The sequence below is a fragment of the Fuscovulum blasticum DSM 2131 genome, from assembly GCF_003034965.1.
Classification (GTDB): Bacteria; Pseudomonadota; Alphaproteobacteria; order Rhodobacterales; family Rhodobacteraceae; genus Pseudogemmobacter; species Pseudogemmobacter blasticus.
Genome location: NZ_PZKE01000011.1, coordinates 1 through 11,484 on the forward strand (window position 1 = coordinate 1; position 11,484 = coordinate 11,484).

The following is an 11,484-nucleotide window of genomic DNA, read 5'->3' on the forward strand; positions in this document are numbered from 1 at the left end:
AATCATCTTGGTGCCGGTATCGGCCTGCTGGGCGTTGTTGGCGATGGCGATGGAATAGAACTCGCCCTGGCTGCCCTCGCCCCGCAGGATGCAGGACGGATATTTCCAGGTGATCGCGCTGCCGGTTTCCACCTGCGTCCACATCACCTTGGACCGGGCGCCCCGGCAATCGGCACGCTTGGTGACAAAGTTGTAGATGCCGCCCCGGCCTTCCTCATCGCCCGGATACCAGTTCTGCACGGTCGAGTATTTGACCTCGGCATCCTCAAGCAGCACGATTTCCACCACCGCCGCGTGCAATTGGGTGGTGTCGCGCTTGGGCGCGGTGCAGCCTTCCAGATAGCTGACATAGCTGCCCTTGTCGGCAATGATCAGAGTGCGTTCGAACTGGCCGGTGTTTTCCGCGTTGATGCGGAAATAGGTGGACAGTTCCATCGGGCAGCGCACGCCCGGCGGGATATAGACAAAACTGCCGTCGGAAAACACCGCGCAGTTCAGCGTGGCAAAGAAGTTGTCGCTGGGCGGAACGACGGTGCCCAGATATTTCTGCACCAGTTCGGGATGTTCACGCACCGCTTCCGAGATCGAACAGAAGATCACGCCCGCCTTGCGCAACTCCTCCTTGAAGGTGGTGCCGACGCTGACCGAGTCGAAGACCGCGTCCACCGCGACCTGCCGCTCGCCCTCGGGCATTTCCACCCCGGCCAGCAGCGCCTGTTCCTTCAGCGGGATGCCCAGCTTTTCATAGGTGGCCAGCAGCTTGGGGTCCACCTCGTCCAGCGACTTCGGCTTGACCGACATGCTCTTGGGCTTGGCGTAGTAATACTGGTCCTGATAGTCGATCTCGGGATAGTTCAGCATCGCCCAGCGGGGCTCTTCCAGCCCCACCCAGCGGCGATAGGCGGCCAGACGCCATTCCAGCATCCACTCCGGCTCGGCGTTCTTGCTGCTGATCAGGCGAACGATGTCCTCGTTCAGCCCTTTCGGCGCATATTCCGTCTCGATCTCGGTTTCCCAGCCGTATTTGTACTTGCCGGCCATGGCCTGGACGGTCTCGATCGTCTCCCGATCGACGCCTTCGCGCACATCTTCTGCTTCGACCGTCGCCATTGCGTCTCTCCGTCCTTACGTCGCCCGCGCTCGGGCCTTCGCATAGGCCTTGGTCCACACATCGGCGAACCGCAGCACATCGTCCTTCGCCACGCCGGGCCCCAGAGAGATGCGGATCGCCTGACCCGCCTGCCCCTCGTCAAAGCCCATCGCCCGCAGCACCTTCGAGGCGCGCACCTTGCCGCTGGAACAGGCCGACCCTGCCGAAACGGCAAAGCCCGCCAGATCCATCGCCATCACCTGGGTCTCGCCCTTCCAGCCGGGGGCAATGACGCACAGGGTGTTCGGCAGGCGGTCCGCGCCTTTCCCGACAGAAATAGTCTCAAATCCCGAAGCCGACAATGCCATTTCTAGAATATTTCTAAACTCGGCCACTTCTTCCCAGATCCCGGTGGCCAGATCGCGGGCCGCCGCCTCGGCCGCGGCACCGAAACCGGCGATTCCGATCAGGTTCTCGGTCCCGGCCCGGCGCCCCATCTCCTGCCCGCCGCCGCGAAGTTGCGCTTGCAGATCAATCCCTTGCCGCAAGACCAGCGCCCCAATGCCCTTGGGGCCGCCCAATTTATGGGCACTGACCAGCCCCATGGCACAGTCCAGCCAGTTGAAGGCGAAGGGCCGCTTGCCGAAAGCCTGCGTCAGGTCGCTGACCGCCAGCCCCGCCGGCAGGGCCTGAACGATTCCCGTCTCGGAATTGGCCAGTTGCAGCGCCGTCCGCGCCGGATCGGCCACCGTCACGGCGCCATCGGCCGCAACGGGCAGGCCCACCTCGCACCAGGCGGCCACCGCCTCATGCTCGACCGCGGCACAGGCCAGGCCGCGCCCGGCACAGGCCAGTGCCGCCGCCTCGGTCGCACCGCTGGTGAACACGATGTCGGCCCCCTCGGCCCCCAGCGCCGCCGCCACCTGCGCCCGCGCCCGCTCGATCAGCGCCTTCGCCGCCCGCCCTTCGGCATGAACCGAAGACGGGTTGCCGACCACATCCATCGCCGCCGCCATGGCCGCGCGCGCCTCGGGGCGCAGCGGGGTCGTGGCGTTCCAGTCCAGATAGACGCGGGCCGCGCTCACTCCTCGTCCACCACGCGGACGCGGAACAGGCTGGGAACCGCCGGGCACGGCGTCAGGTCATTCTTCACCACGTCCGACAGCCGCACCTGATGCAGGAAGACATAGACATTGGCCGACAGGCTTTCCCACAGCCGGTTGGTCAGGCTTTGCGCCCGCGTGCCCGACACCGCCCCCGTGGCCCCGGCCCCGGTGTGCATGGCATCGACGGTCTCTTCCACCGCCTCCAGCACCTCGCTCACCCGAATGCTTTGCGGATCGCGCGCCAGCTTGTAACCGCCCCCCGGCCCCCGCACCGCCTCGACCAGCCCCGCCCGGCGCAGCTTGACGAACAACTGCTCCAGATACGGCAGGCTGATGTCCTGCCGCTTCGAGATCGCGGCCAGCGACACCAGTTCCTCGCCGCCCGACCTGGCCTCGGCCAGCGCCAGATCGGCCAGCGCGACCATCGCATAGCGTCCCTTGGTCGAGAGTTTCATCGCCTTCTCCCCAGCGCGGCGGCGCAAGTCCATTGACGCGGCCTGCCGCGGCCATTACCTGAAACCCGATGTTCCAGCCCACCACAAGCCCGCGGCTGGAGAAGCTCTAGTTTTTCCCGGCGATAGCGTCAACAAATCGCACCAAGCAGGAACCAGCAAGGCCCATGCCAGAAGTCATCTTTGCCGGACCCGACGGCCGCCTCGAAGGCCGCTACCACCCGCAGAAGGACCGCGACGCGCCCATCGCCATCGTGCTGCATCCGCATCCCGCCTATGGCGGCACGATGAACAACAAGGTCGTCTACAACCTGCATTACGCCTTCTACAATCTGGGCTTCACCGTGCTGCGGTTCAACTTCCGCGGCGTCGGGCGCAGCCAGGGCGAATATGATCAGGGCATCGGCGAATTGTCCGACGCGGCCTCCGCGCTCGACTATCTGCAGGCGATGAACCAGAACGCCAAGCATTGCTGGGTCGCGGGCTTCTCCTTCGGGGCCTGGATCGGGATGCAACTGCTGATGCGCCGGCCGGAAATCACCGGCTTCATCTCGGTCGCGCCGCCAGCGAACCTTTACGACTTCACCTTCCTCGCGCCCTGCCCGTCTTCGGGGCTGATCATCAACGGCACCGCCGACAAGGTGGCCCCGCCCAAGGACACGCGCACGCTGGTCTCCAAGCTGCACGAACAGAAGGGCATCACCATCACCCATACCGAGATCGAAGGCGCGGACCACTTCTTCAAGGACGAAGAGGCCCATATGAAGCCGATGATCCAGACCGTTTCCGATTACGTCCGCCGGCGCATGGGTGAAGGAACCCGCTGATGTCCTTCATCCAGGAACTTGCCGATGCGCTGGCCCGCGACGTGCTGGCCGCGCAGGACGAGTTGGGGGATGACCGCTACTACGAACAGATGGCGCAGGTGCTGCTGGCCGCCTCGCCCACGCTGCAAGAGGCGTTCATGACCTCGGTCCGCATCCGGCTGGCCGAACGCCGGGGGCGTGATTTCCTGAACCGCACCCTCAAGGCCCGGCGCGAAGGCGGCTCGGCTCCCAAGCCCCCGCGCGACGCCGGCACAGCCTGACATGCCCCAGACACCAGATCCCCAAACCTCCCGCCTTGACGCCCAGTTCGCCTTCCTGAACGAAGCCGACCGCCTGAAATCGGTTCTGCGCGCCACCACCCTTTGTGACGGCTCCCGGCGCGAGAATTCGGGCGAACATTCCTGGCATCTGGCGCTTTACGCCATGGTGCTGGCCGATCAGGCCCCCCCGGATGTGTCCATCGACCGGGTGATCCGTATGCTGATCCTGCATGATCTGGTGGAAATCGACGTGGGCGACGTGCCGATCCACTCGGCCAACGGCGCGGCCCATGCCAGCCTGGAGACCCAGGCCGCCGAACAACGCGCCGCAGACCGCATCTTCGGCCTTCTGCCGGCCGATCTGGCGCACAGCTTCCGCGCGCTTTGGGATGAATTCGAAGCCGCCGAGACGCCCGACGCGGTCTTTGCCAAATCGCTTGACCGCGTGCAGCCCGTCCTGGCCAACCTGCTGTCGGGCGGTGGCACCTGGACCACCTATTCCGTCACCTGGGATCAGCTCGAATCCCGCGTCGGCAACAAGATCGCCCGCGGCGCCCCCCGGATCTGGGATTGGGTCAAGGCGCAGGTCCGGCCCTTCTTCGGCGGCTGACCGGCTTCATCTTGGCCGAAATACCCCGGGGTCCGGGGCAGCGCCCCGGTCCGCCGCCGCCCTCCCGCGCCGGACCGCGGCATTTTCGGTATACCTTCGCATACCATCTTTTCCGACCCCGCCCTTTCCGCTATGAGGGCATCAGCGAATCCCAACACCGAAAGGGCAACCGATGACGAAGATCAAGGTGGCGAATCCGATCGTCGAAATGGACGGCGACGAGATGACCCGGATCATCTGGGACTTCATCAAGAAGAAGCTGATCCTGCCCTACCTGGACATCGACCTGCTCTACTACGATCTCGGGATCGAGGAACGCGACCGCACCGGCGACCAGATCACCATCGATTCCGCGATGAAGACCAAGGAAGTGGGTGTGGCGGTGAAATGCGCCACCATCACCCCCGACGAGGCGCGGGTGCAGGAATTCAACCTCAAGGAAATGTGGAAGTCGCCGAACGGCACCATCCGCAACATCCTGGGCGGCGTAATCTTCCGCGAGCCGATCATCTGCAAGAACGTGCCGCGCCTTGTGCCGCACTGGACCAAGCCCATCGTCGTGGGCCGCCACGCCTTCGGCGACCAGTATCGCGCGACCGACTTCAAGTTCCCCGGCAAGGGCAAGCTGACGATGAAGTTCGTCGGCGACGACGGCACGGTGATCGAGAAGGATGTCTACTCGGCCCCCTCGGCCGGCGTCTACATGGGGATGTACAACCTCGACGACAGCATCACCGACTTTGCCCGCGCCTCGCTGAACTATGGCCTGGTGCGCAACGTGCCGGTGTATCTCTCGACCAAGAACACCATCCTCAAGGCCTATGACGGCCGCTTCAAGGACATCTTCCAGAAGATCTTCGACGAGGAATTCGCCGACGAATTCAAGAAGCGCGGCCTGACCTACGAACACCGCCTGATCGACGACATGGTGGCCAGCGCCCTGAAATGGTCGGGCGGCTATGTCTGGGCCTGCAAGAACTATGACGGCGACGTGCAGTCCGACATCGTGGCCCAGGGCTTCGGCAGCCTTGGCCTGATGACCTCGGTGCTGATGACGCCCGATGGCAAGATCGTGGAAGCCGAAGCCGCCCACGGCACCGTGACCCGCCACTACCGCGAACACCAGAAGGGCAAGGAGACCAGCACCAACTCCATCGCCTCGATCTACGCCTGGACCGGCGGCCTGAAGCACCGCGCCAAGCTGGACAACAACGAGCAACTGATGCGCTTTGCCCAGACGCTGGAAAAGGTCACCGTGCAGGCGGTGGAAGACGGCCACATGACCAAGGATCTGGCGCTGCTGGTCGGCCCCGACCAGAAGTGGCTGACCACCATGGGCTATCTGGAAAAGGTGGACCAGTATCTGAACAAGGCGCTCAAGGGCTGATCCTTCGCCACCGCAGATCGTCGCAAAGGGCCGGTTCGCCGGCCCTTTCGCATTTTCGGCACCCCTTCTGTGGCCCGTCTGCCGCAGTGGCGCGCAACCTGCCGCGCCGCCCTTGCCTGAACCCGCCCGCACCCCTATGCAGCCGCCATCCGGCACTGCAAGCAAGGGAGGGCGGATTATGAATTCGAATAATACCGCCTCGGCAACCGGATCGCTCTGGGGTCGATACCGTCGCACCTGAGCCGCCGCTGCGCCCCCTGACCGGGCGCGCAAGTCCCTGATCCCGCCGGCCCTCCGCATTTGCCCTTGATCCCCCTTTCATGGGGATGCGGCCTTCGGATGTCCGGCCCTTTCAAACCCAAAGTCGAAGGCCGGCCCCGTGGCAACACGCGCCGGGAACCCCCATGGTCCTGACCGAACACAGGGGCGAATTCCGCCCCGTCGACCCGATTGATGCCGCCATCGCGCTGCATGGCGCCCGCAAGGTGCTGGTGGCCGCGCTGCTGGCGCTGCTGCGCGGCCGGATGCGCAAGGCCCGCCCGCCGGACGCGCGCCGCCTGAACAACCACCTGCGCGCCGACATCGGCCTGCCGCCCCTGCCGCCGGCGCCCCATACCCTGCATGGCGGCCCGAGCTACTGGCGGTAACCCAAGGGATCAGGCCGGAACACCCCGGCCTGATCCACGCCCAGCAGAAGTCCCGGTCGGGTTAACAGCCGCAAAGCGGCCCCGGCCAGCGCCCGACCGCCCCCGGGCGGGCGCTTCTGCGCTGCCGGTTCTACGTTTAGCCCGAAGAAGAGGCCGCCCCATAAAGCACCCGCCTCGCACCGCTGGAAGCGCCCACCCGCGGTCGGGTGCTGGCCTGACGGTGTGGCGGGAATGGGGGGTGGTTTTGAGCCCAAAACGATTGATGCTGCGGGAAGCCCGAAGGACTGCTTTAGTAAGCTCGGAGGATGTCGAAGCTGCGATTCCGTCGTTCACATCGTCCAAACTTTCCCTGCCCTAAGGTAATCAGGGACTTCATCCTTCCGCGTGTCTGGGTGATTTTCTAGAACCATTCGCAACGTGTGTACCGCGCCATAGGCACTGATGATTAGATCACGTTGCTCGGCCACGTACTTCTGATCAAATTCGTTATCCTCAACTTTGTGCGCCGGTTTCTGACGCACCTTCCGTACCGAGCGAAAGTCTGCGAACATTTGCTCCATTGGCTCTGGATCAGCGGGCGGAAATTTTTTAGCTATCCACTCTTCCAACAACTGGATGGTGCCTTTCGGCTGTATGACGGGATTTCCATCCTCATCAGTCAGGTTACGATTCAGATTTACGTCGCCTTTGAAGAAGTCTCTGTTGAGATCTTCGCTTAACAGTTGGTCCAGTAACAAGGCAAAATCCCGAAACTCCTTCTTTGTGGGTCTGATCAAGATACCAAAACCATGTGGGCGCTTGAATTCACCAAACTCGGTTCGAAAGAGTGGTGGTTTTCCAATCTGCGTGCAGAACCGATTTATCTGCTTCTTCTCCTCAAGAAACGCATCATAAATTGACATCCTCTCGGGGAAATCACCGATGATTTGAGTGCGAAAGAAATCGGGGTGAAGTCTGTACGAGCCATCCAGCTCATGCACAGCCATTTGAATCTGTAGCTCTTCTGGCAGATCGTGAAGGTATCGAATGAAAGCAGCGATGGCGCGGTGCATCTCTCCTTCATATGCAAAGCCAAATTCAAAAAATTCAAGCCCGTCCTGCAATACGGCGCGGTCGGCTACCTGCGTCCCATCTTTCTGCAATATTCGGCCGTGAATGTCATCAACGTCGAAATCGAAACGTGGGTCGTTGCGGTACCACTCAAGCGCACGGAGGTCGAAGGCGCGAAAACTCAACTGTGGGGCACCCTCCTTTAGCGCTTTGGTATACGGTGCAGCTTCACTGGCCCCAGCACCGTGTTCGACAAGTAGCTGCGGGGTGGGATACAGGCACCCAGCGAGTCCAGCCTTGTCAATTTTCTCAAGTTGAACGTCGATAGGTTCTGCCTCGAATGCCTTGATATGTGGGTTTGGGTGCCCGTCACCGCGAATAAGATCCAGCCGACCGTCCGCGATGAGTTCTTTGATCAGGTCCACATCACCCGCGTGCGTTAGGTGCGCCACGCCCATTCCATTGAAGTCTCCGGATTGCAGGTAGTTATCCAGAGCTGCCGTTAGGATTTCTTTTTTACGGTCTTCCATCAGTTTCACCTGTTGAAAACGCTTGCTCTAGCTCTGGGCCAAAGTTCCTCGTGTTTACAGCCGTCAGCAGAGCCAATCAATTTGTCTTATTGGGAACCGGTCGTTCACTTGAAGACGGCCAAGGGCGGCTCCGTCCCGCATAGCCGCCCCTTTCGCCACCGCCACGAGCCACCGCAACCCGCCACAATCGGGCCGTCCGCGCCGCCGCCCAAACCCACCCTTCTGCCACCTGCCCCCACCGCAGCATCTCCCCCGCCCCGCATCCCCCACAAATTCCCCCTCGACAGGCGCGCAAGTCAGGCGCATAAACAAGGTCATGGATGCTGACCTTTCAACCGCCCGTCGCTACACCGCCTTCGAGGACGTTCAGGGCCTCATGATTGCCTCGGCGCAGGCCGCCCTTGGCATCCATCTGCTGCGGGCGGCGGGGCTGGTCACCGGCGGCACCGCGGGCACCGCGCTGATCCTGTCCTATGTGTTCCACTGGAACTTCTCGGTCGTGTTCTTCGCGATGAACATCCCCTTCTTCGGCTTCGCCTGGATGGCGCGCGGCCCGGTGTTCTGCCTGAAAAGCCTGGCCACCGTCGCGCTGGTCTCGCTTCTGGCCGAGGCGCTGAAGCCGCTTCTTCACGTTGACCAGATCCACCCCGCCGCCGCCGCCGTGCTGTTCGGCGTTTCGGCCGGCGTCGGCCTGCTGGGCCTGTTCCGCCATTCCGGCAGCCTGGGCGGCGTCTCCATCGTCGCGCTGATCCTGCAGGACAAGACCGGCTTCCGCGCCGGCTGGACCCAGTTGATCCATGACCTGATCCTGTTCACCGCCGCCGTCTTCCTGCTGCCGCCCGACCGGGTGCTGTGGTCGCTGCTGGGCGCGGTGATCCTGAACGCGGTGATCACCTTCAACCACCGCCGCGACTGGTATGTGGTGACCTGAACGCCCCTTCCCGTTGCCGTCCCCACAGGCTAAAGCCGCGCGCATGACCGAACCGGAAAAGCACACCCTGATCGAAGATGCCCAGGCCATTGCCTATGGCAGCACCATGGCCGCCTTCGGCATCGTGATCCTTACCCATCTTGGCCTGGTCACCGGCCAGACGGCGGGGCTGGCGGTGCTGATCTCCTATGCCACGGGCTGGGGCTTCGGGCCGGTGTTCTTTGCGGTGAACCTGCCGTTCTATATCTTCGGCTACCTGCGGATGGGGGCGGTGTTCACCGCCAAGACCTTCCTTTCCGTCGCGCTCCTGTCGGGGCTGGCCATGTGGATGCCGCAACACATCAGCTTTGCCACGCTGAACCCCTGGCTGGGCGCCGTGCTCTTCGGCTTCATCTCCGGCTCGGCCCTGCTGGCGCTGTTCCGCCATGGCGCCAGCCTGGGCGGCGTCGGCATCGTCGCGCTGATGCTGCAAGACCGGCTTGGCTGGCGCGCGGGCTGGGTGCAGCTTGGCTTTGACGCCGTTCTTTTCGCCGCCGCCTTCCTTGTGCGCGACCCCATGACGGTGGTGATCAGCTTTGTCGGCGCGCTGGTGGTCAATCTGGTGATCGCCATCAACCACCGCCGCGACCGCTATATCGCCACCTGACCCGCCGCATCCCGCCGCCGAAACCGCCCGGAACCCCCGCTTTCCCCGCCTCCCCTCTGGCCACGGGGCCGAAAACCCTGTAAGCCGCGCCAGACTTTACCCCCTCCCCCCAAGATGCGGACCCCATGCAGCTGCGAAACATCGCTATCATCGCCCACGTTGACCACGGCAAGACCACGCTGGTGGACGAGCTTCTGAAACAGTCCGGCACCTATCGCGAGGGCCAGATGGTCTCCGAACGGGCGATGGATTCCAACGACATCGAACGCGAACGCGGGATCACCATCCTGGCCAAGGCCACCTCGGTCGAATGGAAGGGGACGCGGATCAACATCGTCGACACCCCCGGCCACGCCGATTTCGGCGGCGAGGTGGAGCGCATCCTGTCGATGGTCGATGGCGTCTGCCTGCTGGTCGATGCCGCCGAAGGCCCGATGCCGCAGACCAAATTCGTGCTGGCCAAGGCGCTGGCCCTGGGCCTGCGCCCCATCGTGGTGCTGAACAAGGTCGACAAGCCCGACGCCGAACCCGACCGCGCCCTGAACGAAGTGTTCGATCTCTTCGCCAACCTTGGCGCCAGCGACGCGCAGCTTGATTTCCCGCATGTCTATGCTTCGGGCCGCTCGGGCTGGGCCGACATGGAACTGGACGGCCCCCGCAAGGATCTGGCCGCGCTGTTCGACCTGATCGTGCGCCATGTCCCCGCACCGGCGCAGATCGCGCGCGAAGGCGAACCCTTCCGCATGTTGGCCACCACCCTGTCGGCCGACCCCTACCTTGGCCGCATCCTGACCGGCCGCGTCGAATCCGGCCGGCTGACCACCGGCACCACGCTCAAAGCCCTGTCGCGCGACGGCGAGCGGCTGGAACAGTTCCGCGTCACCAAGATCCTGGCCTTCCGGGGCCTGACCCAGACCGCCATCGACGAAGCCGTCGCCGGCGACATCGTCACCGTGGCCGGCATGTCCAAGGCCACCGTGGCCGATACGCTCTGCGACCCGTCCATCGAAACCGCCCTGCCCGCCCAGCCGATCGACCCGCCGACCATCACCGTCACCTTCGGCATCAACGACAGCCCGCTGGCCGGGCGCGACGGCAACAAGGTGCAGTCGCGCGTGATCCGCGAACGCCTGATGCGCGAAGCCGAGGTGAACGTGGCGATCAAGGTCGCCGACACCCCCGGCGGCGAGGCCTTCGAAGTCTCGGGCCGGGGCGAATTGCAGATGGGCGTTCTGATCGAGAACATGCGCCGCGAAGGTTTTGAACTGTCGATCTCGCGCCCGCGCGTGATCATGCAGGAAATCGACGGTGTGCGGAACGAGCCCGTCGAAGAGGTCATCGTCGATGTCGATGACGAATTCTCGGGCGCGGTCATTGACAAGCTGACCGGCGAACGCAAGGGTGATCTGGTCGAGATGCGGCCCGCCGGCGTGGGCAAGACCCGCATCATCGCCCATGTCCCCTCGCGCGGGCTGATCGGCTATCACGGCCAGTTCCTGACCGATACCCGCGGCACCGGCGTGCTGAACCGCATCTTCCACGGCTGGGCGCCGCACAAGGGCCCGATCCAGGGCCGCCGTCAGGGCGTGCTGATCAGCATGGAGACCGGCGTTTCCGTCGCCTATGCCCTGTGGAACCTGGAAGACCGCGGCCGCATGTTCATCGGCCCGCAGGAACAGGTCTATACCGGCATGATCATCGGCGAACATTCGCGCGACAATGATCTGGAAGTGAACCCGCTCAAGGGCAAGAAGCTGACCAACGTCCGTGCCAGCGGCACCGACGAAGCCGTCCGCCTGACCCCGCACATCCGCTTCAGCCTGGAAGAGGCCATCGCCTATATCGACGATGACGAACTGGTCGAGGTCACGCCCAAGATCATCCGGCTGCGCAAGCGGCTTCTGGACCCGCATGAACGCAAGCGCGCCTCGCGCAGCGAATAAGAAAA

General features: G+C 63.7%; 12 protein-coding genes. 8 read left to right on the forward strand and 4 right to left on the reverse strand.

Annotated elements, in window-relative coordinates:
* The 3 genes from sufB to iscR all read right to left on the reverse strand — a co-directional run.
* Positions 1-1,110, reverse strand: a 1,110-nt coding sequence (sufB, locus tag C5F44_RS11935; protein WP_107673770.1) for a Fe-S cluster assembly protein SufB, incomplete at its 3' end; no start/stop codon positions are given.
* A gap of 15 nt (positions 1,111-1,125) precedes the next feature.
* On the reverse strand, positions 1,126-2,175 hold the full coding sequence (locus C5F44_RS11940) for a cysteine desulfurase family protein (RefSeq protein ID WP_235822619.1): 1,050 nt from the start codon (positions 2,173-2,175) through the stop codon (positions 1,126-1,128).
* Positions 2,172-2,651: a Fe-S cluster assembly transcriptional regulator IscR gene (gene iscR, locus C5F44_RS11945; protein ID WP_107673871.1), complete on the reverse strand. Its 480-nt coding sequence runs from the start codon at positions 2,649-2,651 to the stop codon at positions 2,172-2,174. The genes C5F44_RS11940 and iscR overlap by 4 nt, the downstream gene beginning before the upstream one ends.
* A 164-nt stretch (positions 2,652-2,815) precedes the next feature.
* Between iscR and C5F44_RS11950 the strand changes: the two genes are divergently transcribed.
* The 5 genes from C5F44_RS11950 (at position 2,816) to C5F44_RS11970 (ending at position 6,379) form a co-directional block, all read left to right on the forward strand.
* Positions 2,816-3,475 carry an alpha/beta hydrolase gene (locus C5F44_RS11950; protein WP_107673771.1) on the forward strand — a complete coding sequence of 220 codons (660 nt, stop codon included), beginning with the start codon at positions 2,816-2,818 and terminating at the stop codon, positions 3,473-3,475.
* Positions 3,475-3,735 (forward strand): hypothetical protein, encoded by a 261-nt coding sequence (locus C5F44_RS11955; RefSeq protein ID WP_107673772.1) that lies wholly within the window; start codon positions 3,475-3,477, stop codon positions 3,733-3,735. The genes C5F44_RS11950 and C5F44_RS11955 overlap by 1 nt, the downstream gene beginning before the upstream one ends.
* 1 nt (position 3,736) lies before the next feature.
* On the forward strand, positions 3,737-4,345 hold the full coding sequence (locus C5F44_RS11960; RefSeq protein ID WP_107673773.1) for an HD domain-containing protein: 609 nt from the start codon (positions 3,737-3,739) through the stop codon (positions 4,343-4,345).
* Between the two features lie 172 nt (positions 4,346-4,517).
* Entirely contained in the window at positions 4,518-5,732 is a 1,215-nt protein-coding gene (locus C5F44_RS11965) for an NADP-dependent isocitrate dehydrogenase (protein WP_107673774.1), read from the forward strand.
* A gap of 404 nt (positions 5,733-6,136) precedes the next feature.
* Positions 6,137-6,379, forward strand: a complete 243-nt coding sequence (locus C5F44_RS11970; RefSeq protein ID WP_107673775.1) for a hypothetical protein — start codon at positions 6,137-6,139, stop codon at positions 6,377-6,379.
* A 329-nt stretch (positions 6,380-6,708) separates the two neighbouring features.
* On the opposite strand, the gene C5F44_RS11975 is transcribed toward C5F44_RS11970, so the two are convergent.
* A complete protein-coding gene (locus C5F44_RS11975; protein ID WP_107673776.1) occupies positions 6,709-7,959 on the reverse strand; it encodes an AAA family ATPase in 1,251 nt (416 codons plus the stop codon).
* Between the two features lie 316 nt (positions 7,960-8,275).
* Here C5F44_RS11975 and C5F44_RS11980 point away from each other — a divergent pair, with 316 nt between their 5' ends.
* The 3 genes from C5F44_RS11980 to typA all read left to right on the forward strand — a co-directional run bounded on the left by C5F44_RS11980 (position 8,276) and on the right by typA (position 11,479).
* Positions 8,276-8,890, forward strand: a complete 615-nt coding sequence (locus tag C5F44_RS11980; protein ID WP_107673777.1) for a YitT family protein — start codon at positions 8,276-8,278, stop codon at positions 8,888-8,890.
* Positions 8,891-8,933: 43 nt separating this feature from the next.
* The gene (locus C5F44_RS11985; protein WP_107673778.1) at positions 8,934-9,536 is read left to right on the forward strand and encodes a YitT family protein; all 603 of its coding nucleotides are present in this window, start codon (positions 8,934-8,936) and stop codon (positions 9,534-9,536) included.
* Positions 9,537-9,661: 125 nt separating this feature from the next.
* Complete coding sequence (gene typA, locus C5F44_RS11990) at positions 9,662-11,479, forward strand: translational GTPase TypA (RefSeq protein ID WP_107673779.1); 1,818 nt, start codon at positions 9,662-9,664, stop codon at positions 11,477-11,479.
* Positions 11,480-11,484: the final 5 nt, after the last annotated feature.

Excerpts from the sequence above, each read along its gene's own strand:
- iscR (WP_107673871.1), bottom strand. The coding sequence starts at position 2,651 with ATGAAACTCTCGACCAAGGGACGCTATGCGATGGTCGCGCTGGCCGAT.
- C5F44_RS11950 (WP_107673771.1), top strand. The coding sequence starts at position 2,816 with ATGCCAGAAGTCATCTTTGCCGGACCCGACGGCCGCCTCGAAGGCCGC.
- C5F44_RS11955 (WP_107673772.1), top strand. The coding sequence starts at position 3,475 with ATGTCCTTCATCCAGGAACTTGCCGATGCGCTGGCCCGCGACGTGCTG.
- C5F44_RS11960 (WP_107673773.1), top strand. The coding sequence starts at position 3,737 with ATGCCCCAGACACCAGATCCCCAAACCTCCCGCCTTGACGCCCAGTTC.
- C5F44_RS11965 (WP_107673774.1), top strand. The coding sequence starts at position 4,518 with ATGACGAAGATCAAGGTGGCGAATCCGATCGTCGAAATGGACGGCGAC.
- C5F44_RS11970 (WP_107673775.1), top strand. The coding sequence starts at position 6,137 with ATGGTCCTGACCGAACACAGGGGCGAATTCCGCCCCGTCGACCCGATT.
- C5F44_RS11975 (WP_107673776.1), bottom strand. The coding sequence starts at position 7,959 with ATGGAAGACCGTAAAAAAGAAATCCTAACGGCAGCTCTGGATAACTAC.
- C5F44_RS11980 (WP_107673777.1), top strand. The coding sequence starts at position 8,276 with ATGGATGCTGACCTTTCAACCGCCCGTCGCTACACCGCCTTCGAGGAC.
- C5F44_RS11985 (WP_107673778.1), top strand. The coding sequence starts at position 8,934 with ATGACCGAACCGGAAAAGCACACCCTGATCGAAGATGCCCAGGCCATT.
- typA (WP_107673779.1), top strand. The coding sequence starts at position 9,662 with ATGCAGCTGCGAAACATCGCTATCATCGCCCACGTTGACCACGGCAAG.